The 25703-nt window shown below is 55.3% G+C and carries 25 protein-coding genes, 1 other RNA gene and 1 pseudogene; 14 read left to right on the forward strand and 13 right to left on the reverse strand.

What is annotated here, in order from left to right:
* Window positions 1-19: 19 nt before the first annotated feature.
* Window positions 20-1663, reverse strand: a complete 1644-nt coding sequence (locus Q0835_RS19660) for a chloride channel protein (protein ID WP_298822181.1) — start codon at window positions 1661-1663, stop codon at window positions 20-22.
* A 161-nt stretch (window positions 1664-1824) separates the two neighbouring features.
* The gene (locus Q0835_RS19665) at window positions 1825-2313 is read right to left on the reverse strand and encodes a thioesterase family protein (protein ID WP_298963863.1); all 489 of its coding nucleotides are present in this window, start codon (window positions 2311-2313) and stop codon (window positions 1825-1827) included.
* 141 nt (window positions 2314-2454) lie between these two features.
* On the opposite strand from Q0835_RS19665, the gene Q0835_RS19670 reads away from it, so the two are divergent.
* A complete protein-coding gene (locus tag Q0835_RS19670; RefSeq protein WP_298963864.1) occupies window positions 2455-3879 on the forward strand; it encodes an FAD-linked oxidase C-terminal domain-containing protein in 1425 nt (474 codons plus the stop codon).
* Between the two features lie 177 nt (window positions 3880-4056).
* A complete protein-coding gene (locus Q0835_RS19675) occupies window positions 4057-7854 on the forward strand; it encodes an AsmA-like C-terminal region-containing protein (RefSeq protein ID WP_298963865.1) in 3798 nt (1265 codons plus the stop codon).
* Window positions 7855-7861: 7 nt separating this feature from the next.
* Here Q0835_RS19675 and Q0835_RS19680 read toward each other — a convergent pair whose 3' ends face one another.
* From Q0835_RS19680 to ssrA, 4 genes are all read right to left on the reverse strand, one after another.
* On the reverse strand, window positions 7862-8080 hold the full coding sequence (locus Q0835_RS19680) for a ribbon-helix-helix domain-containing protein (RefSeq protein WP_298822268.1): 219 nt from the start codon (window positions 8078-8080) through the stop codon (window positions 7862-7864).
* A gap of 5 nt (window positions 8081-8085) precedes the next feature.
* Window positions 8086-8295, reverse strand: a complete 210-nt coding sequence (locus tag Q0835_RS19685) for a DUF4169 family protein (protein WP_298822185.1) — start codon at window positions 8293-8295, stop codon at window positions 8086-8088.
* A 17-nt stretch (window positions 8296-8312) separates the two neighbouring features.
* On the reverse strand, window positions 8313-8882 hold the full coding sequence (locus tag Q0835_RS19690) for an SspB family protein (RefSeq protein WP_298822186.1): 570 nt from the start codon (window positions 8880-8882) through the stop codon (window positions 8313-8315).
* Between the two features lie 175 nt (window positions 8883-9057).
* Window positions 9058-9430, reverse strand: a transfer-messenger RNA (tmRNA) gene (ssrA, locus tag Q0835_RS19695).
* Window positions 9431-9577: 147 nt separating this feature from the next.
* Between ssrA and Q0835_RS19700 the strand changes: the two genes are divergently transcribed.
* Window positions 9578-10372 carry a thymidylate synthase gene (locus tag Q0835_RS19700; RefSeq protein ID WP_298822187.1) on the forward strand — a complete coding sequence of 265 codons (795 nt, stop codon included), beginning with the start codon at window positions 9578-9580 and terminating at the stop codon, window positions 10370-10372.
* A 12-nt stretch (window positions 10373-10384) separates the two neighbouring features.
* Here Q0835_RS19700 and Q0835_RS19705 read toward each other — a convergent pair whose 3' ends face one another.
* The gene (locus Q0835_RS19705; RefSeq protein WP_298963867.1) at window positions 10385-11770 is read right to left on the reverse strand and encodes a multicopper oxidase family protein; all 1386 of its coding nucleotides are present in this window, start codon (window positions 11768-11770) and stop codon (window positions 10385-10387) included.
* Between the two features lie 171 nt (window positions 11771-11941).
* Here Q0835_RS19705 and Q0835_RS19710 point away from each other — a divergent pair, with 171 nt between their 5' ends.
* A complete protein-coding gene (locus tag Q0835_RS19710; protein ID WP_298963868.1) occupies window positions 11942-13015 on the forward strand; it encodes a serine hydrolase in 1074 nt (357 codons plus the stop codon).
* Between the two features lie 2 nt (window positions 13016-13017).
* On the opposite strand, the gene Q0835_RS19715 is transcribed toward Q0835_RS19710, so the two are convergent.
* Genes Q0835_RS19715 through Q0835_RS19725 form a run of 3 tightly spaced genes read right to left on the reverse strand, consistent with a single transcriptional unit; the run spans window position 13018 to window position 15489 of the window.
* Complete coding sequence (locus tag Q0835_RS19715) at window positions 13018-14379, reverse strand: GH1 family beta-glucosidase (RefSeq protein WP_298963869.1); 1362 nt, start codon at window positions 14377-14379, stop codon at window positions 13018-13020.
* A 58-nt stretch (window positions 14380-14437) separates the two neighbouring features.
* Window positions 14438-15118, reverse strand: a complete 681-nt coding sequence (locus Q0835_RS19720) for a DUF2461 domain-containing protein (RefSeq protein WP_298963870.1) — start codon at window positions 15116-15118, stop codon at window positions 14438-14440.
* Window positions 15118-15489, reverse strand: coding sequence for a TfoX/Sxy family protein (locus Q0835_RS19725; RefSeq protein ID WP_298963871.1), 372 nt, complete (start codon window positions 15487-15489; stop codon window positions 15118-15120). Before Q0835_RS19725 ends, Q0835_RS19720 begins: the two co-directional genes overlap by 1 nt.
* A 164-nt stretch (window positions 15490-15653) precedes the next feature.
* Between Q0835_RS19725 and Q0835_RS19730 the strand changes: the two genes are divergently transcribed.
* The 6 genes from Q0835_RS19730 (at window position 15654) to Q0835_RS19755 (ending at window position 20868) form a co-directional block, all read left to right on the forward strand.
* Entirely contained in the window at window positions 15654-16172 is a 519-nt protein-coding gene (locus Q0835_RS19730) for a dihydrofolate reductase (protein ID WP_298963872.1), read from the forward strand.
* Window positions 16173-16190: 18 nt separating this feature from the next.
* Window positions 16191-16655, forward strand: a complete 465-nt coding sequence (locus Q0835_RS19735; protein WP_298963873.1) for a GNAT family N-acetyltransferase — start codon at window positions 16191-16193, stop codon at window positions 16653-16655.
* A 256-nt stretch (window positions 16656-16911) separates the two neighbouring features.
* On the forward strand, window positions 16912-18111 hold the full coding sequence (gene hflK / locus Q0835_RS19740) for an FtsH protease activity modulator HflK (RefSeq protein WP_298963874.1): 1200 nt from the start codon (window positions 16912-16914) through the stop codon (window positions 18109-18111).
* A gap of 2 nt (window positions 18112-18113) precedes the next feature.
* A complete protein-coding gene (locus Q0835_RS19745; protein ID WP_298822197.1) occupies window positions 18114-19049 on the forward strand; it encodes a protease modulator HflC in 936 nt (311 codons plus the stop codon).
* Between the two features lie 8 nt (window positions 19050-19057).
* Window positions 19058-19231, forward strand: coding sequence for a DUF2065 domain-containing protein (locus tag Q0835_RS19750; RefSeq protein ID WP_366142371.1), 174 nt, complete (start codon window positions 19058-19060; stop codon window positions 19229-19231).
* A gap of 149 nt (window positions 19232-19380) precedes the next feature.
* Window positions 19381-20868, forward strand: coding sequence for a Do family serine endopeptidase (locus tag Q0835_RS19755; RefSeq protein WP_298963875.1), 1488 nt, complete (start codon window positions 19381-19383; stop codon window positions 20866-20868).
* A 70-nt stretch (window positions 20869-20938) separates the two neighbouring features.
* Here Q0835_RS19755 and serB read toward each other — a convergent pair whose 3' ends face one another.
* Window positions 20939-21829 (reverse strand): phosphoserine phosphatase SerB, encoded by an 891-nt coding sequence (gene serB / locus Q0835_RS19760; protein WP_298963876.1) that lies wholly within the window; start codon window positions 21827-21829, stop codon window positions 20939-20941.
* Between serB and miaA the strand changes: the two genes are divergently transcribed.
* The 3 genes from miaA to Q0835_RS19775 all read left to right on the forward strand — a co-directional run bounded on the left by miaA (window position 21828) and on the right by Q0835_RS19775 (window position 24157).
* Window positions 21828-22784: a tRNA (adenosine(37)-N6)-dimethylallyltransferase MiaA gene (miaA, locus tag Q0835_RS19765; protein WP_298963877.1), complete on the forward strand. Its 957-nt coding sequence runs from the start codon at window positions 21828-21830 to the stop codon at window positions 22782-22784. The genes serB and miaA overlap by 2 nt on opposite strands.
* Window positions 22785-22987: 203 nt before the next feature.
* Window positions 22988-23527, forward strand: a complete 540-nt coding sequence (locus Q0835_RS19770) for a GNAT family N-acetyltransferase (RefSeq protein ID WP_298963878.1) — start codon at window positions 22988-22990, stop codon at window positions 23525-23527.
* Between the two features lie 72 nt (window positions 23528-23599).
* Window positions 23600-24157, forward strand: a complete 558-nt coding sequence (locus tag Q0835_RS19775) for a GNAT family N-acetyltransferase (RefSeq protein WP_298963879.1) — start codon at window positions 23600-23602, stop codon at window positions 24155-24157.
* Here Q0835_RS19775 and Q0835_RS19780 read toward each other — a convergent pair.
* Window positions 24150-24740 (reverse strand): TetR/AcrR family transcriptional regulator, encoded by a 591-nt coding sequence (locus Q0835_RS19780; protein WP_298963881.1) that lies wholly within the window; start codon window positions 24738-24740, stop codon window positions 24150-24152. The two genes, Q0835_RS19775 and Q0835_RS19780, sit on opposite strands and share 8 nt — an antisense overlap.
* Window positions 24741-24865: 125 nt before the next feature.
* Between Q0835_RS19780 and Q0835_RS19785 the strand changes: the two genes are divergently transcribed.
* Window positions 24866-25282: a 4-oxalocrotonate tautomerase gene (locus Q0835_RS19785; protein ID WP_298822205.1), complete on the forward strand. Its 417-nt coding sequence runs from the start codon at window positions 24866-24868 to the stop codon at window positions 25280-25282.
* A gap of 136 nt (window positions 25283-25418) precedes the next feature.
* Here Q0835_RS19785 and Q0835_RS19790 read toward each other — a convergent pair.
* Window positions 25419-25703: pseudogene (locus Q0835_RS19790) on the reverse strand (methyl-accepting chemotaxis protein); the annotation flags it as partial.

Here is a 25703-nt window from a genome sequence, read left to right on the forward strand (position 1 = left end):
GCTTCGGCACGTCTGAAAGTCAGTTGTGCTCTTCCTTGGTGGCCTTGATCAACGCGGCATTGAAATAACGCAAACCTCTCACGTGCCGGGCCGTGCCAATGATCTTTGTGGCGTCGCCCTTCCGCACCACCGGCAGTGCTGCCTTGCCGCAGGAGTCAAAACTTTTCAAGGCACTTTCCAGAGAATCCGTGTCGTGTAGATAAGGACCGTCTTCACCTGGATTGAACGCGCGCTCTTCTTCCTTTTCAGGTGGCGGATCCATGAAATCGCGAACCTTTACGGTTTCACTCAAAAACTGGTGCACGCCTTCGTTCACGAAGCAGCCGCGCATCCCCAATTGCCAATGAAAATAGGATTTGCCGTGAACGGCCTGGGTCAGTCCCGTTGCGATCGATACGGCGAGCAGCAGTGCTATGGATAGGGCGTAACCACCGGTCAGCTCAAACACGATCACGGTTGTTGAAAAGGGCGCTCCAAGCACCGCGGCGGCAACAGCCCCCATACCCAAGATGGCGTAAAGACCATGACTGGACGCCATTTCCGGAAATACAGAGGCCGCGATCAATCCGAATGCGCCACCTGTCATGGCGCCAAGATAAAGGGACGGCGAGAATATGCCGCCTCCGAACCGGGAGGCCAGCGTAATGGCTGTTGCTGCTGTCTTGACCACCAGAAGCGTGAGCATGGTCTGAATTGTCAGTTCGTGTTTCAGCGCAAGGTCGGTCGCCTCATACCCAACGCCGAGGACTTCAGGAAAGAAAATGCCAATTGCCCCGACGGCCAGACCGCCAAGAACCGGGCGGAACCAAAGTGGCATTGAGATATTGCGTGCGGTCCAGTCTGTGCCGATCAATGCGAATTGAAACGCGATGGCCACGGCTGCGCAGGTCAGCCCCAGAAGAGCGAAAGCCGGAATCTCCAGATAAGAGGATATCTCATACTGGGGAATTTCGAACGCGGCGACATTCCCGAACCAAAGCCGGGAAAGCAACGTGCCCACCACCGACGCCAGAACTATGGGTACGAAGGCCGAAACAGCGTAGTGGCCGAGCACCACTTCATGGGCGAACAAAACGCCTGCAATCGGTGCATTGAACGACGCAGAGACGCCGCTGGCAACCGCGCAGGCCAGCATCACGCGTCGCCCGGCATCCGGGAGATTGAAAAAATTGCAAACGGCAGTGCCGAGCGTTGCACCCAAATGAACGACTGGTCCTTCGCGACCGGCACTTGCCCCGCCACCCAGGGAAATGGCTGTGACAACCGCGGACCAGAGGCCAGCACTGAGAGGCAGGCCCCGCCCGCCATGTGCGCGTGCCTCAATCACGTCCGCGACACCACCCGCGCGCTGCTGAGGGTGGAAGCGATGAAGGATCCAGCCGACAAGCAGTCCAGCAAACGCCGGGGCGAGCAAGATAACCCACCAGGGTTGTTGGCGTGCAGCCTGTATGGTCAGCTCGGTGACCGTTCCAAGCCAAGGCCACTGGATCAGCCCGATTGCCGTACGAAAGGCAATTGCGGCCAGAGCCACCAGCGCGCCGACGAGGATAGCCAAAAACCAGATGAGTGGGAGTTTGTTGCCGCGAAACTGGCGCAGGTTTGGAGTAATCCAGCTGATGAGGATCTTGGGAAGCTGACCGGCTGTTTCTATTATTTTACGCATCAGTCATGGCACATGGAGCGGAATTCCTGCTTTTGTGCATTGTGCCCGAGTCGCAGCAAATAACTAGTCGACCGACGACACTTTGAATGTCAATTCACGTCACAAACTTCAAATTTGAGAAAAGGTTGCTTGGAGATTGATGTCTTGACGCTTGATTGACGTCATTTCCGAATTTCAATGCGTCTTCCGCTGCGCGCCGGTCGCGGCAGGCTTTCATGCGCCTTGGCAAGGGCAGAAAGGTTCTGAAAGACATCTTGCGGCCAATCAGCAACCTTTCTAGCCGACATGTCCACATGGAGGCTCATCTGTTCCATCGTTGCAGAAAGCCAGTTTTCTTCTGCGTGCCAAAGCTCCTGGTAAAAATGGGCGCGCTTGTGGTCGAAGTCGATCAACTGAAGTGTTGCTGTCACGGGCATCCCTGCACTGAGTTCACGCAAGTAACAAACATGGGTCTCAGCTGTGAAAAATGAAGCGTTTCTAGTTTTCACGTAGTCCGCGCCAAGGCCCAGTCCAAGAAAGATCTCATCAACGGCTTTATCGAACAAAACGTTGTAGTAGGCCATGTTCAGGTGGCCGTTATAGTCAATCCAGTCCTCCTGCACGATCATGACCTTGCTCTTGATCGGTTCGTGTTCCCATTCCACCGTCATAGTCAGCACCTTTCTCCACTTTGCCCTCGACTGTGTCTTAGCACGCAACTTCCACTTTGACCTTTTGATGATCTGCTCACATATTCTGCGTTGGTAAGCATGGCGTCGACCAGCAACCCTGACCCGTGGAGGATGGAATAAATGTCTGATTTGGCAAACGCATTGGATGACGTGCAAGACGCCAGTCAGCCTGAAAGTTTCGGTGCGGCGTTGTCGCAACTGAGCGATCTTTTCGGTGAGCGGTTTTCAACTTCGCATGCGCTTCGAGAACAGCATGCCCATACAACGACGTGGCTCAAAAACCAGCCGCCTGATGCGGTTATCTTTGCGCTGTCAACGGAAGAAGTCGCAAAGGCCGTCAGGATCTGCTCAGCGCATCATGTTCCAATTATCCCCTTTGGCACAGGATCTTCGTTGGAAGGTCATGTCAACGCGCCGTCTGGTGGTGTCTCTATCGATCTATCCCGAATGGACAAGGTGCTAGAAATCAACGGTGAAGACCTTGATTGCAGGGTAGAAGCTGGCGTTACGCGCAAGACACTAAACAGTTATATTCGCGATACCGGGTTGTTCTTCCCGATTGATCCGGGGGCGGATGCGAGTCTCGGCGGTATGGCCGCAACGCGAGCGTCCGGAACAAACGCGGTCCGTTATGGGACGATGAAAGACGCAGTCCTTGGCCTGACGGTCGTGACTGCGGACGGCCGGATCATTCGAACCGGTGGACGTGCGCGAAAGTCTTCTGCCGGCTATGACCTGACCCGGCTTTTCGTTGGGTCGGAAGGTACGCTCGGGATCATTACGGAGCTAACGCTCAGACTGTATGGTCAACCAGAAGCGATTTCAGGCGGTGTCTGTCCTTTTCCCGATGTCCAGTCAGCATGCAACGCGGTTATCACGACAATTCAAATGGGATTGCCTGTTGCCCGGATCGAACTGATGGACAGTCTTCAGGTGAAGGCTTGCAACGCCTATTCGAAGCTTGAGTTGGCCGAGACACCGACATTGTTTCTTGAATTTCATGGCTCTGAAGCCAATGTGCGGGAACAATCCGAGACCTTCTCGGCCATTGCTGAGGAAATGGGCGGCGGTTCGTTTGACTGGGCCACGGTTGCGGAGGAAAGGTCGAAGCTCTGGGCCGCGCGTCATGACGCATATTGGGCAGGCAAGTCGTTGAAGCCGGATGCACAGGTCATGGTGACGGATGTCTGCGTCCCGATTTCCCGGCTTGCCGATTGCGTGTCGGCAACAGCGGAAGATATCCGGGCTGAAGGGTTTCTCGCTCCCATCGTAGGCCATGTTGGTGATGGTAATTTCCACGTTCAGATCCTGGTCAATCTCGATGACCCGGAGGAAAAGCGCAGGACTGAAGCATTTGTCGAACGCCTGGCCATCCGTGCCATCGATATGGGTGGTACCTGTACTGGAGAACATGGTGTTGGCCAGGGTAAGCAGAAATACCTGCGCCGGGAGCACGGAGAAGCTCTTGATGTCATGCTGGCCTTAAAACAGGCGCTTGATCCGGGCAATGTGATGAATCCGGGCAAGATACTGCCGCAGTCGTGATATTGTGTCGAATCAGATCGTTAAGCTTCGGCGGCCAAGTGCGAAAACCCGCCGGAGCAAAGACCGTTTTATGATACTGTGTTTGCAGTGCAGCACAGTTAGGCTAAATCTATCCCGCGTAACTTACGGTGACCAGGGAGCATAAGGAGACAAGGCCTGAACTCCGTCTACATCACATTGGGAATTACCGTCATTCTGGTGCTGGTTACCGCACTGGTCGGGCCGTTTTTTGTCGACTGGACCAACTACCGGTCCACCTTCGAGACCTACGCAGAGCGTGCATTGGGACACAGGGTGACGGTGCTTGGCGAAGCGGATCTGCGTTTGCTTCCAGCACCGTCCATCAGCTTTTCCGATGTTCGCGTCGGCGAGGCCGAAGATCCGCTTCTTGTTGTGTCGCAATTCAATGTTCGGATCGAGTTGCCACCGCTTCTGAAAGGCGAGATCCGGGTTCTGGATATGGAACTCGACCGCCCGCACCTGTCGCTCTCTCTTGATGAAGGCGGGCGACTGGACTGGTTGACGGCAATCACTTCCAGCGGGGCCCTGTCCAAACTGCCGCCTGAAGACATCGCCTTCGAAAAGGTGACTGTGCGTGACGGTGCTCTCTCGATTATTGATGCCCGTTCCGGAGCAATCCACAGGATCGACAATGGCAATCTTGCTGTTAGTGCCCGCTCATTGGCGGGTCCTTTCAAGGCGGCGGGAAGTCTTTCGATCAACGGCGCGCCATACAATATCAGCCTTGCCACAGGCCGTGCCCAGCAAGACACGGGCCTGCGGATCAAGGGTGAAGTAACACCAACAAATCGTCCGGTGAATTTTTCTTTCGACGGAATGCTCAACGAGGTGGATGCTGCTCCTGCCTTTGGCGGCAGCTTCAATATCGCATCGGTTCCGATAGAGGAAAACGACCGGAATATCTGGCAGGCTGAAGGCGAATTCACCGCTGACATTGCCGAAGTTGCAATTCCAGCATTTGAATTCCGGTATGGTCCCGAAGACAATCGCCTTGGCATGACTGGCAGTGCCGACCTTGTCTATGCGGGCGACAAACGTTTTGAGGTGCGCACCAAGTCCAAGCAGGTAGATCTTGACAGGCTGCTCGGCGGTGGACCCCAGTCTCCTGTCGAACTGGAGACTGCTAGCCGGCAATTGGTCGCAGCGCTGCGTGCTGTGCCGCTTCCCCCGATCGACGGTGCCCTTTCGATGGATGTGCCGGCAGTTGTGGCCGGTGGCGGCATCATCCAAAACGTACGTCTTGATCTTGAAACCATGTTGGGTGGCTGGCGCGTTGCCCGTCTGGCAGGGCGCTTGCCGGGCCGCACCTTGGTGGCGACACAGGGTGACCTTGGTCTCGATCCCGAGCTGACCTATCGCGGCGCTGTTTCTGTAAGCTCCGAGCAGCCGGGTGCATTTTTGAGCTGGTGGCGCCAAAGAGATACCGGCGTGACAGCAATTGATCCCGTCTCGCTGGAGGGGCGTTTGAACCTGGTTCCGGAAGGAGCCGCATTGGACAATCTCAGGCTGACGCTTTCGGGTTCCGAAGCACGGGGTGGCCTCGCCTATCGGAAACCCAGAAGTGGTAATTCGGTGTTCTCCCTCAGTCTCGATGCTGAACGGCTCGACCTGGACCAGATTGAAAGTCTGGCGGCTCTCGTGCGCCCGGAACGCGACGCCTCGGGCAAAACGGAAGACCCGGAAGGTCTGGACGTTTCCGTAAGGCTGCGAGCCAAGGAAGTGGTCGCACGTGGTGTCGAGGGTGAAGGCGTTGCCTTGGAAGCAGAGTATTCCGATGGCGGTGTCCGGATTGACAGGTTGTTTGCCGACGATCTGGCAGGGGCCCGCTTCGATGTGGAAGGTCGGATTGATAATCTGTTTTCCGCTCCGGATGGCACTGTCACCGGCACGCTCGATGCGCGCGACCTGTCAGGCCTCGTTGCCCTGACCGGGAGCCTTTTTCCCGATACGGCCTTTGCAGAACGGCTTGAAAAAGCTGCTGGTAGTCTGGTTCCGGCGAAGTTCGATGGTGAACTTAAGGCAGCCGCGGCAGGGGAAGGGACGGAAATGACCCTGCGCCTTGAAGGTGCGGCAGGAGGTGCGGAGACCACAGTTGAGGCAGCGTTGAAAGGTAGGGTCGACAATTGGCAGAACGCAGAAGTCAATCTATCCGTTGCCATGCTCGGCCCCGATGGAAGCAAGTTGCTCCAGCAGCTGGGTTTCGACATCATTCCAGTTGAAACCAGCGGCACCGGGCAACTGTCACTGAGTGCCAAGGGTGTTCCGGAAGAAGGCCTTAATGTCGATGTCGTTGCACAGGTTGGTACTTCAGAATTAATTTCTGAAGGCTCTGTAACATTGAAGAAGGAAACCGATCCTGACTTCCGCTTCCGGGTCGGCGCGAAAACGTCGGATCTGGCGCCGCTTGCGCTGATGGCCGGGCGCGTGCTGCCGATCATGACAGGAACAATTCCAGCGGAATTGGAATTCGAAATTGAAGGTGTTGGGACAGCTCTTGCGCTGACCAAAGCCGCAGGAACAATCGGTGAAACACGGTTTGAGGGGCGGCTTGAAGGTGATATGGAGCCCGCGCCGGGTGAAAGGAACCGACGGTTTACCGGTGAACTTACGCTCAACCAGGTTGATCTTCGCAATCTGAGTGAACTTGTTCTTGGACCGGATCAATGGTTCTCCGCCGGAGATGGGTCGAGTATCTGGCCGACTGCTCCATTCGGTGCCCCCTTGCTTGATGGGTTTGACCTTACGCTTGGCCTCCAGGCTGATCGAATGATCATTGACGAAACACTCGAGATTTCCAATCCGAATGCCGAACTCAGACTGACCCCAGTGATGATGCGTCTTGACGGTTTGAATGGTGTTTTTGCAGGAGGGGCTCTGACCAGCAGCCTTTCGTTGCGCAGATCCGAGGCCGAAGCCGCGATTTCGGGACGGCTGAAGCTCGACAACGGCGACTTGCGGCAGGTTGTCTGGCGGCCGGGTGACCGGGCAGTGGCTTCTGGAACGCTTGATCTCTTTCTGGAATTCGAAGGGGCGGGACGTTCCATTTCCGCGATTGTTACGGGTCTGAGCGGTGGCGGCACGTTTGCGCTTGAAGAGGGCGACTTCCGCAGCCTGAGCCCGCAAGCTTTTCCGCTCGTGACGCGCGCTGTCGATGCCGGACTGGATCTGCAGGACGATAGGATACGGGAGGTATTCGTAAGCCATATGTCCGCCGGAAACCTTCCATTCGAACGCGTCGATGGCACATTGACGCTTGTCGGCGGCAGACTGAGTGCACGAAATGTAGTTGTGGATTCGCAGCGCGCAGAAATATTCGGATCTGCGGAAGTTGATCTTGGAACGAACGAACTGGACGCGGACTTTTCAGTGAAGGTCGACCCGGGTGAGAATGCAGTGACAGGAGCTGAGCCACAGGTTGGTCTGTTGTTTGAGGGAGCGCTGGATGCGCCGTCCCGGCGTGTCGATATTGCACCTTTTACCGCCTATCTGACTTTGAGAGCGTTTGAGCAGGAAGTTGAGAGGGTCGAAAAGCTCCAGGCGGAAATCATGGAGCGTGACCGGCTTGTTCGAGAGTTGAAGCAGCAAAGAGAAGCGCAAGCGAGACGCGAAAGACTGGCGGCTGAAGCGGCTGCTCTTGCAGCCGAAGAAGAAAGATTGCGCCTGGAAGGGGAACAATCCGGTGGTGCGGGTCAGGACAACTCAGCAGCTCCGCAGGAAGCTGCCCCTGTGCCGAGCAGACAAAGCAATGCAGCTCCGCCGTCGGAGGCCCAAGAGCCGTTCGCCGAGCGCATCCGGGCCGTGTTGGGCTCCGATGCTTTGGCACCGTCACCGCCGGCTTCAGCGCCCGCTGCCAAGCCGACAAACACTCTGCCGCCGCTCGATCCTCCGATTTCCATTGAGGATCTGATAACACGTGATGTCGGTGCGCCACTTGTTCTTCCCGGCGCACGCTAAAACGGTTCTAATCTACTGCTGATCGGATCTGTTTCAGCACCCAGACCCTGACTGCTGAGGACAGCGGGTCATCGGGATCGCGATTGTCGTCTATTTCAGCGATAAGTCCTGCAAGCGAACGTTTTTCGGAATGTGTCCGCTCGTCCACCACTTCCCAGAACTCGGGCTCCAGCGCCAGACTGGTGCGGTGTCCATGCAGGGTGAGGGAGCGTTTGAGCAATGCCATGCTGTTCAAACGTCAAGGTCCTCGTCAGGAGGCTTCGCACCTTCCAAACGATGGCCTTCTAACTTTGTCTCGAGATCTTCTCGGCGCTGCCTGGCAGCGTCTCGCTCTGCCTTGGATCGGCCGAACTTGCGCCGATTGTCTTCGGCTGCTTTGTCTTTGTCCTGCCGACTTTTCTGTTTGCGCGCCATACGCAGATTGATGATCTCTGCGCTCATAAGTCGGGCTCCGAAAATCAGGTCTTCTTACGGAAAGCATCCAGCGAAACGACTTCCCCACCACCATCGCCAGACGGGATGGCAACCGGTTTGTCATCGCTGACGCCGTCCTGCGTGGCAGCTTCAATCGAACTTGGATCAGGCTTTTCTTGGCTGTCTTCGTGTTCCTGTTCAACCTTGGCCAGTTCCTCGACCGCTTCCAGCAATTCTTCAGGAAGCTCTTCTGCTGTCTTTCCAGGATCGAATTCAAGCGCGAATTGAACGGATGGGTCGAAAAAGCCCTTGATGGCCGAAAACGGCACCAGGAGTTTTTCTGCGACACCGCCAAAGGAGAGGCCGACTTCGAACGCATGTTCGCCAATTGCCAGATCCCAGAACTGGTGTTGAAGCACAATCGTCATTTCCTGCGGATAGCGTTCTTTGAGCCGTTGGGAAATTCGAACGCCTGGCGCGTTGGTGTCGAAGGCGATGTAAAAATGATGTTCCCCGGGCAGGCCGGTGCGTCCGACTTCAGCCAGTATCTTTTTGACAGCGCTGCGGAGCGCGTCCTGGATCAAAATGTCGTATCGCAGTAGGTCTTCAGACATCAGTTTTCGTCGAATCTCGCTGGAAATATCATCTATCAGCAGCACTTTGACGGTCCGAGATCAAAAAGAAAAGGCTCTTTTCAAAGTGAACCCAGATTAATCCGCCATTCCCGATAATGTTATCAGGCTTCGCCATCGAAGGCAGTTCAATCAATCAACAAAGTTGGAAAAATCAAGTGGAGGCTTCTGTTGCCAGGTGCCTCCGAACCCCGCCTACCGGTGCTAATCCAGCAGGGCTTTAAAGGACTACTGGAACTGCATTACGCAGCGACAGCGTTGTCCATAGCATAGTTGTCGTTTGCAACTATTAAGACAGCCCGATAACGGTGGTACAATGCCGAGCAAAAGCACAGTCTTTACGCCCTCGTCGATCCTATTTCGCCCCCGCCGAAACCCATGAGATATCAGAGTTTTAAGCCTCATGAGCTTGGGTGGAGGCGCCGGGTACCGCCCCCGGGTCCGATAGGTTTATTGCACTGACAGTTTATTGCCGTAGCTGGCGAACCAGCACTCCTGATATAAGGGCTCCGGTCCTGAAATGAAAGGGTTTTCGCCGGTTTGAAACCGCTTTGCCGGGAAAGCTCATCCACAGATTGACCGGGAATTGGGGAAAGTCGGACCCAAGGGGTGCGATTTCCTGAGAATCTGCCAAGTTAGCGCTGACCAGCTGAATTTTGGATATCGAGGGCCGGGCTTTGCAGGAATATCACGATCTCTTGGCGAAAATCCTGGAAGAAGGTGCTGACCGTGGTGATCGAACCGGAACCGGCACGCGTTCGATTTTCGGATATCAAATGCGCTTCGATCTCTCGCGGGGCTTTCCTCTGGTTACCACCAAGAAGCTGCATTTGAGATCGATTATTCACGAGCTGCTCTGGTTTCTGGCAGGCGATACAAACATACGTTATCTGAAAGAAAACGGCGTAAAGATCTGGGATGACTGGGCGGACGAAAACGGTGAGCTCGGTCCGGTTTATGGCTATCAGTGGCGTTCCTGGCCAGCCCCTGACGGACGTTCAATCGACCAGATTGCCAATCTGCTGACCATGATCCGCACCAATCCGGAGAGCCGTCGTCTGATCGTGTCAGCCTGGAATCCGGCACTCGTCGATGAAATGGCGTTGCCGCCGTGTCACTCGCTGTTTCAGTTCTATGTCGCAGACGGCAAGCTCTCCTGCCAGCTCTATCAGCGCTCGGCGGATGTTTTCCTCGGCGTGCCGTTCAACATCGCGTCTTATGCGTTGCTCACCATGATGGTGGCTCAAGTCACCGGACTGAAGCCGGGTGACTTCGTGCATACATTCGGTGACGCGCATCTTTACTCAAATCATTTTGATCAGGCGCGGGAGCAGTTGACGCGGTCACCGCGGGCGTTGCCAGACATGAAGATCAATCCAGACGTTACAGATCTTTTTGCATTCAAGTTCGACGATTTCGAACTTACAGGCTATGATCCGCATCCACATATTGCGGCGCCGATCGCGGTTTAGTCCTGAGCAAGCTCAGGTCACTTCAAACCAGGTCATCATGCCAGAGGCCGCATGGCCGAGCATGTGGCAGTGGATCAGCCATTTACCCGGATTGTCGGCAACGAATGCGATCTTCACCCGTTCCTGTGGATCGCTAGTAAACGTGTCCCGCCAGTCCTGATGTTCCAGTTGTTTGCCGCTGCGCTCAAGCACCCTGAAGTGGTGCCCGTGAATATGCATGGCATGGGGAAAGCCGGTTTCATTCAAGCTGTCCAACACGACCGTCTGACCGCGTTTGGCGGTGAACATTGGCCGCTCCGGCATGCCCGCCGTGTCGTTGAGTGTCCAGAAAAGTCCTTTGGACATCATTTGCCGAAGATCGTCTTCGGAGCGTGTGCGCATCAGAGCCCGCATGCCGCCCATCGCGCCGCCTGCCATATCAAGCGGCAACTGTAGTGCGTTTTCCATATCAGGTTCAGGCAAGGCGTTCTTGGGTGGCAGTTTGAGATCTGCCGAACTTGGATTGGCGTCTTCAACGATGAAATTTGCGAAAGTGAAAGCTTGTCCCGTCATCATTTCGAATGGAATTGTGCCGCTCGCCTCAGGCTTCATGACCAGATCCATTCGCTGTGCGGGAGACAATTGCACAAGGTCGTCAATACTTCTCTGGGCATCGAATAACTGCCCATCGAGCCCAATCAATCGGGCGCCGAACCGGGCAGGGGCGAGGTCCAGGATACGGGATGCGGAGCTGTTGATCAGCCTCAACCGGTGCCAATGTCCCTTCTTCAATCGGATGTCTGGAAGCGAGTTCCCGTTAACGGTCAACCAATTGCCGAGCCGCCCGGCATGAGAAAAATCGTGTCGAGCTCCAAAACTGTTGGTGTCGAGGCGGCCGTCTTCATCCAGCCGCCAGTCGCTTAGCATCATCGTGATGTCACAGTCGGGATCAAAGGCGGGAGTGTCGTCTTCGACGATAAGCGGTCCGGCAAGACCGCGCGGTACCTGGTTCCAGCTCATGTTGTGGGCGTGATACCAGTAGGTACCTGTATCTGGAACCACGAAGTCGTAGTCGAAGCTATCGCCCGGAGCGACGGCGGCTTGCGTCAAACCCGCGACGCCATCCATGGCGTTGTCGATACGGATGCCGTGCCAGTGAACCGAAGTTGGCGTATCCAATTTGTTGATGAAACGCACTTTCACACGTTCGCCGCGCTTGACCCGTATTTCGGGACCGGGAAGACGGCCGTTGTAGAGCCAAAGTTCGGAAAGTTCGCCGTCTTCGCCAAAAAGGCGCTGGCTGCCCTTTGCTGCTGTCAGCTCGAAATACTCTCCCTGCGGTGCGGCAAGCGCAAAACGTGGCAATAGTGCCGCCGTGGCTCCGGCAAGTGAGGCATTTAGGAAAGTTCTGCGATCCACTTTTCTTGTTCTCCGAATGGACTGGTTCCGCCAGCTACTTGAAACAATGGTGGCTCCAGCGAGTGGAAGGTCAAGATGAAGTTCCATGCGCTGTTGCAGGTGTCACAGAATGCTCGCTTTTCGGACCGAAACTCCTCGTTCCCAAATAGTTTTTTCCAAGGGATTTCAAAAATGGATTTTAAGAACGGTCTTTCTTTGTCGCCCCACGCGCTGATTGCGGAAGAGCGCGGCCTTGACCCGATGATCGGACGAAAACTGCAGGCCGGCGAAGAGGCAGGTTTGTTGCCATTCTTGCATTGTGTGCTTGCAGAAAGGGGCGGTCAGACAATCCTGGAAAGCTACGGCAGGGGTTTGGACGAAAACTGGGGCCGGCCTCTCGGCGAGGTCGCATTCGACGCCGGTACGCTTCACGATCTGAGATCCGTCTCGAAAAGCGTCGTCAGCCTGCTTTACGGCGTCGCCCTGGAAAGAGGGGACGTGCCGCGCTTGGATACGCCGATACTGGACTTGTTCCCAGACTATCAAGACCTTGCGCAGCACCCTGAGCGAAAGCTGCGCACCATCGAACATGCTTTCACCATGACGCTTGGAATGGAGTGGGACGAAACACGTCCCTATACAGACCCGGAGAACAGCGAGATTGCTATGGAAATGGCGCCGGACCGGTTTCGTTATGTTCTCGAGCGGCCGCTCGTGGAGGAGCCGGGAAGGCACTGGGTCTATAGTGGCGGCGCAACCGCATTGATCGGTGAAATTCTGAAGCGGGGAACAGGCAAGACTTTGCCTGAATTTGCCAATGAAACTCTGTTCAGGCCACTCGGCATCAACCGGTTCGAATGGAATGCGGGCAAGGACGGCACGCATTCTCCTGCCTCCGGACTGCGGCTCACGGCGCCCGATCTCCTGAAAATCGGACGGATGGTGCTCAATAACGGTGTTTACGAGGGCCACCGTGTCATCCCGGAAGCCTGGCTGAGTGCTTCACTGCGTCCGGTCGTGGCGACGGGCGAAGGGCTGGACTATGGGTACTTCTGGTTCTGCGGGCAGGCGCCGGTCACGGCACTAGGTGGTCCAACGCCTTGGTTTGCCGGTTTCGGCAATGGCGGTCAGCGCTTGTTCCTCTGCCCGAAAGCAGACATTGCCGCGGTCGTCTTTTCAGGAAACTACAACAACTGGATGGCATGGATTCCGCCCACGCGTGTGTGGAGCGAGATCATACTCGCCAACTTCCGGAACGCTTCGTGAAATCACCGGGTGCTGACATGCTCTGATACGAGGCCGCGGTACCAAAGAGCGCTGTCCTTGAGCGTGCGGGCTTGCGTGTCATAGTCGACATGCACAATGCCGAAGCGCATTTTGTAGCCTTCTGCCCATTCGTAGTTGTCCATCAGGCTCCAGAGAAAATACCCTTTGACCGGCACACCCGCATCCCTGGCGTCGGCAACGGCGCTAAAGTGTTTTTCCAGATAATCAATCCGGCGTTGGTCTCTGACAACACCATCAACCAGTTCATCGTTGTAGCAAGCGCCGTTTTCGGTGATGAACATCGGAGGCAGGCTATAGCGTTCATATAGACCCTTCATCAGGTCGGACAGGCCGGTCTCGTAGATTTCCCAGCCGATGTCGGTCAGGTCCGGACCGGGCTTGGGTGGAACGACTTCAGCGCGCGGATAAAGGGTGTCAGCTGAGCCATCATCTTTGACCCGCAGCGGCGTATAGTAATTGAGGCCCCACCAATCGAGAGGCTGATTGATGGTTTTCAAATCGCCTTCTTCGATCGGCATCATCTCGCCATATGCTTCGAGCACTTCAGCGGGATACGACCCTTCGAAGAGCGGCGAAAAGAAAAGACCGTTGTGGAATTCAAAAGCACGTTCTGCGGCCCGTTGATCGTCTGCCGATCCGCTTGCAGCATAGACGGAATGAGCATTGATAACGATGCCCATCGGCAGGTCCGGACGAACTGACCTTGCAGCCTCCACACCAAGTCCATGCGCAAGGTTCAATGTGTGAACAGCAGCAGCAAATGCTTCCGGGCTTTTTTCACCAGGTGCGTGGATGCCGTAAAGGTGGCTCAAGTGACAGATACACCATGGCTCGTTGATTGTTGCGAGAGCGTCCATGCGGTCGCCAAGCCGTTTGACAACGATTTCGGCATATTCGGCAAATGCTTCTGCCGTGTTGCGAGCAGTCCAGCCCCCGTAACCGGCCAGCGTCAGTGGCAGGTCCCAGTGGTAAAGCGTCGGATAAACCTTTAGTCCACGCTCAACCATCCCATCGATAAGACGATCATAAAAATCGAGGCCCTTTTCATTCACCTGGCCACGTCCATCAGGCAGAATACGAGGCCAGGCGATCGAAAACCGGTAGGCGTCGACGCCCAGAGATTGGATCAGGTCGAGGTCGCTTTCCCATCGATGATAATGGTCGCAAGCCACATCCCCCGAATGCCCCTTGTAGACCCGTCCCGGCATCTTTGAAAACGCATCCCAAATGCTTGGCTTGCGCCCATCTTCATTGGCAGCTCCCTCGATCTGATAGGCGGCGGTTGCCACGCCGAACAGGAAGTCACTGGAAAAGCGCGCTGCCGAGTTTTTGGATATTGCCATCGAATTTCGTCTCTAAGGGTGGGAGTGTCGATGGTCTTAGTTTCCAAAGCGCTTTGGATCAAGTTTTTTCCTGTAGGTCAGCAAAATATTGCCAGAAGGGTAACGTAGGCTTCCATGCATTGGTGAGCGCTGTCACAGCGCTGCCGCCCTCCAAACTGCTCGTATCCGGAAGGTGTTTCCAGACCGCCAGTCCCTTGTGCCGCGCAAGGTCGGCATAGGCGCGGTCCTTTGGAAATCCGCGTGGTGGATTGGCCAGATCCGGTTCGGAGACATCGAAACCACCGGACCGCATGCGGGCGAGCAGTTCTGAAATGTTATTACCTTCACCTTTTTCCAGCAATGTCAGATAAGCGCCCAAAACGGGTTTGGAAAATGCCATGCACCCTGTGCCGAAGCGAATGGTATCCGCCTCGATCGACAGGAAAAAGCTCGGAGGCTGCGCGTCTCTTCCTTGAAAAGAAGCGCCAACCGGCCAGAAGGCCATCCGGATGTGGGTGTTGTAGGGGGTCTTGTCCTTTGAAAAGCGCAGGTCCCGGTTGATACGGAACTGCTTGGACGTCATCTCATGACCTGTCAGCGTTTGCAGCGCATTGTTCATGGCCGGGCGAAAAACATCGGTCGGCTCTTTGACATGGCGTTGATAGTCCGACTTGTTTGCGTCGAACCAATCCTTGGAATTATTGGCCCCAAGGGCCTTCAAAAACGCGAAAGTTTCCTTCTGAAATCCGTGCTCGGTCATCAATGTGCCCTCCCTGACTTGCGTTTGTTAGGTTTTGCCGCCTTCGGTGGCAAAGCACAGACATATGCGCGTGCCATCTCGATCCAGTCTCTCAAATCGCTGTCGCTTTCAATGCCGTCAGGTTCGATGCGAATGAAGCCGGGCATGGGACGGCCGGCCGGCCTACAGGGCGAAGCATGAGGTCTGGCAAGTGCAATCGCTTCCTGTTCCTTGCCGACACGGGCCATCAAGCCACGTTTTGAGGCGCAGACCAGCATGTTGCCGTTGACCATGAAACAGGTGCCGCCAAACATGCGTTTTTGCTCAACGGCCTTGTCAGGAATAAAGGTGCGGATGCGCTCAAGAAGCACAGTTTCCATGAAGTCGGACATCTTTTAAAAGGCTCCCTTATGAAACATTGCCGGTCAAGAACGTTTGCCAAGAGACAGATCCGACAGTCTTTTGACACAAAGACTGTCAACTGAAGATTTTTCTCGGTGCAGCAAACCATGCTAGGACGCGGCCAACTATTTGAAAACCGGATTCGGAGTAGGTCTTGCCTGAACTCGTTCTTGTCGCAGCCGTTGCCAGAAACGGAATTATCGGTTCGGAAGGCGACATGCCCTGGAAGGTGTCGAGTGATCTGAAACGCTTCAAACAAATGACGATCGGAAAGCCTGTAATTCTAGGCCGCAAGACGTTCTTGTCTTTCGGAGGGCGGCCATTGCCCGGTCGCCCCCATGTCGTGATTTCGCGCGATCCGGACTATTCACCCTCAGGAGCCGAAGCTGCTACGTCGCTCCAGGAAGCCCTGCAGCGGGCTGAAGAGCTTGCGAGCGAACTTCAGGCTGAGGAAATCATGTGCATAGGCGGGGGGCAGATCTATGATCAGGCCATGCCCCATGCAGACAGACTTGAGATAACTGAAATCCAGTCGGATCCTGAGGGAGATACATGCTTTCCGGAAATCGACCCGTCCATCTGGGCAATGACGCACCGCGAGCCAGGACAGAAAGGCGAAAACGACAGCGCCGATTTCGTTTATGTGACGTACCGCCGCAAAGCGGCGTCCTGAAGTCACGGTGGAATTTTCATGACACTTGCTGAAAACTTCGATGCACGCTGGGTCACTTTTGACGAAATGGACAAGCGCGACGTCTATGAACTCTTACGGTTGCGCCAGAATATTTTCATTCTGGAGCAGGCGTCGTTTTATGCCGACATTGACGGCAAAGACCCTGAGTTGCTGCATTATCTGGTGAAAGACAGCGATACCGGTGCTTTGGTAGGCGCAATACGGCTTTCCTCAGACGTTGAACTTGTTGAAGCTCGGATCGGACGGGTCGTTGTGGCTTCAGAGGGCCGTGGTGCAGGCCTTGGGAGAAAGATGATGCAGGCAGGCGTCACGAAGGCCCGTGTACTGGTTCCGGCATGCAAGATCCATGTCTCTGCACAAGCGCATCTGGAAGCCTTTTACCAGTCCCTGGGATTTCAGACCGTGTCGGATGAGTATGATGAAGACGGCATTGCGCATGTCGATATGGTCCACCTTCCTTAAAGGTTTCACGCAGGGCCGGTGGAACTCGCGTTGTTTGGCCTTGACAGAACCGCCGAGATACCCCACCTGCGGCGAGGGAAAGTGCGCCGACAAAATGGTTTGGTTCTGTTTACGAACTTTGGGAAATAGCGCCGGGCTTTACGTTGAAAGCCACGGGCAATCTCCCTATAACCAACGGTGAGTCAAAAGCGGCTCAGGTCCATGGGTCCTGGGCCCAAATCCGGCAGGCTGCCGGATGTCACAGAAGGAAGTTTTGATGCCTTGGAGCAATCAATCAGGTGGCGGTGGCCCCTGGAAAGGCGGCGGCAACAATGGCGGCCCTTGGGGCAGCGGTGGCGGCGGCGGCGGCGGTAACAACAATGGTCCGTGGGGCGGTGGCCCGAACCGGGGCGGAGGCGGCAATCCGCCAGACCTGGAAGAGCTTTTGAAACGCACGCAGGACCGTATGAAAACCGTACTGCCGGGTGGCGGCGGCGGAAGCCTCGGCTTTCTTGGCGTGTTGATTGTTGCAGGCATTGTTGCCATCGTCTGGCTCGCAACAGGTTTCTACGTGGTTGACGAAGGCGAGGTCGGCGTTGAGCTTGTGCTCGGTGAAGTTGCCGATCAGACGCCTCCGGGCCTGAATTACAATTGGCCTTATCCGATTGGTGAGGTTTATACGCCAAAGGTTGAGCTGCAGCGTGAAACCACAGTCGGAACCGAGGAAAGCGTTACCAGTTCCGGTGTTGTGCGCGCACGCGACGTTCAGGAAGAAAGCCTGATGCTGACCGGCGACGAAAACATTGTCGACGTCGGCTTCAAAGTGCTGTGGCGTATCGAAAACACGCGTCAAGGGATCACGGACTTCCTGTTTAACGTCCAGGAACCGGCCGGAACCGTCAAGGCGGTTGCAGAGAGCGCCATGCGCGAAGTCGTCGGCGCTTCCAATATTGACTCGATCCTGACTGAAAACCGCGTGTCCATTCAGAACGACGTTGCAACTTTGATGCAATCGACGCTGGACAGCTACAACGCTGGTGTCGAGATTGCAGAAGTGCAGATGCAGCGCGTGGATCCGCCTGCACAGGTTATCGAATCCTTCCGTGACGTTCAGGCGGCCCGCGCCGATCAGGAACGTATCAGCAACGAGGCCGAAGCCTATGCGAACCGGATCGTTCCGGAAGCGCGCGGTGAAGCAGCCCGCGTACTGGAAGGCGCCAACGGTTACAGGGATCAGACGATCGCAGAAGCGACCGGTCAGTCCCAGCGTTTCACCAAAATCTACGAGCAATACATTAAGGCTCCGGATGTAACGCGTGAACGTCTCTATCTTGAAACCCTGGAAAAGGTCCTGGGAGCCAACAACAAGATCATCATCGATAACGAAACGTCCGGTTCCGGCGTGCTGCCGTTCCTGCCGCTCAATGACCTGAACGGCCGCGGCAATGCGCCGACCGCTCGGACAGGAGGGAACTGATCATGCGTAGTGGATTGCTCGCCCTCTTTCTGGTTGTAGTCGCCATTGGTGCCTACATGTCAGTCTTCATTGTCAATCCGACCCAGCAGGCACTGGTCCTGCAGTTCGGTAAGATTGTCGACGAACCGAGAACCGAACCGGGGTTCTATTTCAAGATCCCGTTCGTTCAGAACGTCGTTTACCTGGACAAGCGTGTGCTGAACCTCAACATGCCGCCTCTGGAGCCGATCTCCTCGGACAAGAAGCGTCTCGTTGTGGATGCCTTCGCACGCTACAAGATTTCCAATCCAGTACTGTTCTACCAGCGCGTTCAAACCGTACTGACTGCCAATCGCCGTCTTTCGACACTGCTGCAATCGTCTCTTCGGTCACAGTTGGGCCGCACAAGTTTCGTGGCTCTGGTGCGCGACGACCGTTCTGGCACAATGGAAGCCATTCGCCGTGATGTGAGCGCCAACGCCGAAGAACTCGGCATTGAAGTAATCGACGTCAAGATTCGCCGTGCCGACCTTCCTGATGCGAACTCTCAGGCGATTTATGCGCGGATGCAGACAGAACGTCAGCGGGAAGCCACCGAGCTTCGCGCGCAGGGTGAGGAAGCCGCACGGCGGATCCGCTCACGTGCGGATCGTGATGCGACGGTCCTTGTGGCTGAAGCAAACAGGGATTCTGAGATCATCCGAGGTGATGGTGATGCGGAGCGGAACAGGATCTTTGCTGAAGCGTTCGGCGCCGATCCCGAATTCTTCGCTTTCTATCGGTCCATGCAGGCTTATGAAGCCGGTCTGCGGTCCGGAGACACCAGCCTGGTCTTGTCGCCGGATTCCAGTTTCTTCCGCTTCTTCAAGGATCCAACTGGCGTCAATGCACCGAAGTCGGACAATGACAACGGCGGGTCGGGCATCTCTACCGGTGCACCGTCACTCGCCGCGCAATGAATGACCTTGTGACGGCGCTAGGTTTGGTGCTCGTTCTGGAAGGTGTGCTCTATGCTCTGGTGCCCGGTGGCATGAAGAGCATCATGCGGAGTGCGCTTGAAACTTCAGACCGAACTTTGCGCACCACAGGCCTGATCGTCGCTGTGATTGGACTATTTCTTGTGTGGATCATACGCGGATAACGAAAAGTTTTCGGGCGGGAGGGGCAAAATCCTCCCGCTCGTTCTATATTCTGGTTTGGACAACAGGCCTGATTGAAACCCATCGGCTGTCAGTTTCGGCTTTTTCTGTCGGACCGCAGTCCAATCGGCTCGGATGAGGAGAAAGCCCTATGGCTCCAAATTTTGTTCGCCGTCGAATGTCCCGGATCGCCTTTGCAGCGGCGGGCATCGTTCTCGGCGGAATGATCGCGTTTCAACCCGTTCAGACCGCAAAGGCCCAAGGCCCGGTTTCCGTCGCCGACCTTGCGGAGAACCTGGCTGATGCCGTGGTGAACATTTCCACCGCGCAAACTGTGCAGGGCAGGCGCAGCGTGCCGATGCCCCAGGTGCCGGACGGGTCTCCTTTCCAGGAGTTCTTTGAGGAATTCTTCAACCGACAGAACCGGGATAATGACCAGCCGCGACGCGTTCAGTCGCTTGGGTCGGGTTTCGTGATCGATGGCGAAGAAGGCATTATCATCACGAACAATCACGTGATCGAAGGCGCTGACGAGGTTACGGCGAACTTCAACGACGGTACCAAGCTCAAGGCGGAAATTCTCGGAACGGATGAAAAGACCGATCTGGCTGTCTTGAAGGTGGTACCCGAAACGCCGTTGAAAGCCGTCAGCCTGGGTGATTCAGACGCCATACGTGTCGGCGACTGGGTGATGGCAATCGGCAACCCGTTCGGTCTTGGGGGAACGGTCACCGTCGGTATTGTGTCCGCACGGAACCGAGACATCAATTCCGGCCCTTACGACAACTTCATCCAGACGGATGCATCGATCAACCGGGGCAACTCCGGTGGTCCGTTGTTCGACATGCAGGGCAATGTTGTTGGCATCAACACAGCAATCATTTCACCGTCCGGCGGGTCGATCGGTATCGGCTTTGCCATTCCCGCAAAGACGGCCACACGCGTGATTGATCAGCTCAGGGAGTTCGGTGAAACGCGTCGCGGCTGGCTGGGTGTGCGCATTCAGGAAGTCACCGACGAGATCGCTGAGAGCCTTGGTATGGACGAGGCAATGGGCGCGTTGGTAGCCGGCGTGACTGAAGATGGTCCGGCGTCGAAAGCCGAAATCGAGCCGGGTGACGTCATCATCAAATTCGACGGCAATGAAGTTGAAGCAATGCGTGAACTTCCGCGCATGGTTGCCGAGACGGCAATCGGCAAAGACGTGGAGGTTATCGTTCTTCGCAAAGGTGAAGAAGTGACCATCAGCGTCACTCTTGAGCGTCTGGAAGAAAACGACGTCACCGAAGCCAGTGCGACAACTGAAGAAGAGCCGGAAGAAAAGCCGGTCGAGAAAAGCGAAGTTCTCGGAATGACGCTCTCTGAACTCGATGATGAGCTTCGCGAGCAGTTCTCCATCGAAGCTGATGTCACTGGCGTTGTGGTAACTGAAGTCGAGACTGGGTCTTCCGCAGAAGAAAAGCGTGTCCAGGCGGGCGACGTGATCAAGGAAGTCGCTCAGGAACCGGTGGAAACACCGGCAGATGTCGAAGCTGAGATTGAGAAGCTCAAGGAGGGCGGGCGCCGGTCTGCCTTGTTGTTGCTGGCCAACCCCTCAGGCGATGTTCGCTTCGTTCCAGTGCGAATTGAGGACGAATAGTCCGAAAAGGTCCGTTCAGAACAAGAAAAAGGCGCCGGTGACGGCGCCTTTTTTGATCTTATGGTGACCTCTAGCTCAGCACAAAGTCCTTTTCGGCGTAGCCTTGAAGATAGAGAAGGGCTGTTAAGTCACCGTAGTCGATGCGGAAATCAGCGGCTGCAGCAACGGCCGGTTTGGCTCTATAAGCAACTCCTGATCCAGCGCGCTCGATCATGGCAAGATCGTTTGCTCCGTCACCAACTGCCAGCGTGTCTTCAAAGTCCAGACCGTTCTCGGCCACCAGATATTCAAGGCGCGCGCGTTTGGCGTCCCGGCCGAGGATCGGCTCACCGACCTTGCCACTCAATTTGCCGTTCTCTTCGAGCAATGTGTTGGCCTGGTTTTCGTCAAAGCCGATCATTGCGGCAATAGCTTTGGTGAAATGTGTGAAACCACCCGACACAAGCGCGCAATAGGCGCCGTCAGACTTCATGGTCTGTACAACTGTCCGCCCACCGGGCATCAATTGGATGCGGTTGCTCAGAACCGTGTCGATCGCGGAGACTGGTAAACCTTCAAGAAGGCCAACCCGTTCCCGTAAGGCGGGCTCAAATTCTATCTCGCCGCGCATTGCGCGCTCGGTGATTTCCGAGATCCTGCCTTTCAGATCAAGTTCGGCCGCCAATTCATCGATGCATTCCTGCCGGATCATGGTGGAGTCCATGTCAGCGATCAGCAGTTTCTTACGGCGTTTGTCGGGGGCCTGGATAAAAACGTCAACTGGTGCACGCCCGATCACATCGCGAAGCAGCGTATCAGCGGCACTTGCATTCGGACCTTCAAACCGGATATCGGCTGCAACACCTGGATTGAGCACTGTCGCGGAACCGGTTACTCCAAGAGCAGCCTTCGCTTTGCCGATGAGATCTGCGCTCACCGCAGGAGCCGTTGGAGTAGAAACCAGGGTGGCGACAAGAGACATGGATGAAGCCTTGGAAGACAAGAGGAAGAAAACAATCGGGTGGCGCGCCATTTTGATAGCCGGACCCACGGCGAGCGGCAAGTCCGCTTTGGCCCTGGATCTTGCCAAAAGACTGGATGGAGTGATCATTAATGCCGACTCCATGCAGCTTTACGAAGACTTGCGTCTGGTTAGTGCAAGACCATCCTCGAGCGAGGAGCGTGAGGTAGAACATCGTCTTTATGGTGTCTTGCCGGCATCACAGGCCTTTTCCACCGGTGCCTGGCTGCGATTGGCAAGCGCAGAAATGGAGGCCGTTTGGTCCCAAGGACGAGTGCCGATCATGGTTGGCGGTACGGGCCTTTATTTCAAGGCTTTGACGCAGGGTCTTGCAGAGCTGCCGGATATACCGGAGGACATTCGCGAAAAAGCACGCGATCTGGCGGATAGGGAAGGGACTGAAGGGCTCAGAAAAGCACTTGTCGATGCCGGGGACGTAACTGCTGCCAGTGAACTTGCCGACCCGCAGCGGCTTGCGCGTGCTCTGGAAGTCATTCTTGCAACCGGGCAACCGCTCAACGTCTTGCAAAAAGCTCAGCATGCAGCTCCTTTTCTGTCTCCCGAACACTCTTTGCGCCTGGTACTGGCCCCGCCCAGAGCCTGGCTCCATGAACGTATCGCGAGGCGCGCTGAACTGATTGTCAGCGAGGAAGGCATTGCTGAAGTCAGGGCATTGCTGGACAAGGGGCTTTCGCCAAAACTGCCCGGTATGCGCGCAATTGGAATCGCCGAAATCCGGAGCTTGCTGTCGCAGGAAGTCAGTCCTGAAGAAACTATCAACAGGCTCACTGTTGCAACGCGGCAATATGCAAAACGACAGGAAACCTGGTTCCGTAATCAGATGGCCGATTGGCAAAGGATTGATCCTTCAGTTGGAATCGATTTGGAAGAGTTGCCGGGCCTCGCCGAAAATTGATCCGTCAACCTGTGGGGTGTGCACTGCAACGCGTACTATTTCGCTAACCTGTTGGTAATGCGAATATATTTTTGCCATTTTTGACATTATACTTTTGTCTGCCTTCGGGAAGGCACAATCTAAAGTTACATGGCAATACCTTGCGGACGGCATGTTGTCAGATGTTTTCGGTCTCGGGATATCGCCATTAAAGGGAGGACACGGTGCAGACGATTTTTCTCGAATGCGGTTCAGTGCGGCTTGTTCCATTGTCTCCTGCAGATATTAATCTCGTCAAAGACCTTCATTCCGACCCTTATGGCAACCTTTGCAATGATACTTCTACAAATTGCGTCGTGGTCGATGCTGCGGAACTGGTCCGCACTGCATTGCAGAACCAAACGGATCATGGCTTTGCCAAGTGGAAGGCTGTAGCGGAGGACGGCAAGTTTATCGGTTGGGCAGGGTTTACCCCACTCGCTGAAACCTCTGAGATCAGCTTGAACTATTGCCTTTATACCGACGTGCTTGAGCAGGATGAGAACCTTGCCAAGCGCCTTTGCAAAGGCCTTTCCGACTGGTTCTTCAAAAACACCTACTTTTCACATCTTGTCGCGGTTGTTCGCACCGATAATCGTGACATGCGCGAAGCGATTCAGGATGCCGGGTTCTATCATCGCGAAAGCAAGGCGATTGACGGAATGCAGGCGGATCTGTTTCAGATGCTCAGTCCCTCCATGCAGTCATATTTGATGAGTGCCTGACGAGCCGAAGCTTCTTAAAGCCTGACTGACTTGAAGAGGACCGGGCCTTTCTTTTGATGGGAGAACGCCTCCTTGTCCGATCTGATACTGGTGACACGGCGTCTCAAGCTAACGCCGTTTCTGGAGACGGATTATGAATTGCTGAAAGACCTGCACTCAGATCCTGAGGTGAACCGTTACCATTCGCCCGGCCTTGCACCGATGGCGGATGCGGAAATTCGCCGGCGATTGAAATCCTATGTGGAAGATCATCAGCGCACAGGCATCAGCAAATGGAAGCTTGAAACGATTGATGGCGATTTTATCGGACGGGCAGGGTTCTCCTGGCAGGACAAACCGGACGGATATGAACTGGGATATAGTTTGAAACGAGCGTATTGGGGACAAGGATACGCAAGCGAAATTGCAAGGGCGCTGGTAGCTTGGTTCTTCTCGCACAGAACAGAAGATCAGATGTTCGCCTATGCCGCGTCGGAGCACGAAATATCCTTCGCCGTTATGGAAAAGGCAGGGCTTAGACCGTGGATGGATATGATCAAACATGGTGTTTCATGCCGCTTCTATCGGATCACACGTCAGGACCATGAGAATGGCCGTGGCCTGACCGAACCAACGAGCGGTTCTAATTGATTTCATGCCTGGAGGCTGCCCTAAGGGCGACCGGCAGTGTCGCCTCGGCCACTTCTTCAGCCAGGCTCTCATCAGCTATTGCACGTGATGTGGTGAGCGCGCCTATGAGGATGCTCAGGAATGCCCAGGCAGATTTTCGTCTGTCTTCAGTGTTTTCACCTGGCAATCCCCGAGCAATCAGATCTGCAATGCGATCCATCTTAAGGTCATAGAGCGCTCTGGTGTCCGCATCTGCCCGTGCGACATCGGGTGACATTGCTGTCATGGCGCAACCGCAAGCCCGATCCTGGCGATGTGCGGCACTCAGGTAGTACCGCGCAAATGCGTCTACCCAGCCATTGCCATATTGTTTTTGATAGTCTGGAATTGTCTCAATAACCTCGTCCAGCCCCGCTTCAAGTGCGATACGGAATGCATCGTTTTTGGATTTCAGATGCGCATAGAATGCTCCCGAGGTTGCTCCGGCAGCCTTCGCGATGCCGTCAACGCCGATACCGTCAAATCCTTCGTTCTTGAACATCCGACTGGAGGCTTCCAGAAGGGCCTTCCGCGTTTCCGCCTTCCGCATATTCTGTTTTGTCATCTTCGTCCGGCCTCAATTTATATAACGATCGCAATATTTTTCTTGAAGATATAACGATCGTTACATATATGGGGTTTGTCAGAAAATATAACGAACGTTATATTTAAATATGGAGACAGGTTCTAATGCCTTTGACTTTTACGTACACAGAGGGCGTCCTTGACGCCGATGCAGCTGCCGCGGCAGGCCGCAAGATTACCCAGGCATTCCTGAGATGGCATGGATTGGCCGGAAACAAGGTCATGACGCCGAATGTTACAATGCAAATTCAGACGCTTCAAAAGCGCGATGCTCTTTCAGGGGGCGAGCCCGTGTCTGCTGCCTGGCTTGAGTGCAAAACGCCGTCCTTCGCGCTAGCGGACCGGGACATCCAAGTCGGCTTCTTCAAGGAAGCGACAGACATCATTGAGGGTGCCGCAAGTGGCACACTTCCGCGGGACCGGATCTTTACGAACCTGGTTCACACGGTTGACGGTTCCTGGAACCTTGACGGCCGCGCCATGACCAACAGTGAGTTGGGGGAACGCATAGCGCAAGGCTGAGCCGACAGGAAAATGCGAACTTCAAGTGTCCGGCAAAAGAGGGGAGGCCGTTCGAAAGAGTATTGGCGCTAAACGAAGTGAAGGCCTGGCATAGAGCCAGGCCTTCACGGGTTTTGTCGATGATCGCAATGAGGCGCTATGCTGCGGCAACATTCTCCAAAAAACGATCCACTGTGAGTTTCAAGGATGCCGAGTTTTCGGTGCTGGCGGTCGAGGCGGACCGCATCTGCTCGATCGACCGACGCGTGTCGACGACTGCTGAATTCACCTGGGTTACGTTTTCGGAGACCTCGGACGTTCCGGCGGCAGCCAACTGTGCGTTGCGGCTGATTTCTTTCGCTGCCGCATCTTGCTCTTCGACAGCAGATGCAATGTTCGTGGTGAAGCTGTTCACCTCTTCCATTGTCGTTGCGATCTCGTC

Source organism: uncultured Roseibium sp. (assembly GCF_947499295.1).
Taxonomy (GTDB): domain Bacteria; phylum Pseudomonadota; class Alphaproteobacteria; order Rhizobiales; family Stappiaceae; genus Roseibium.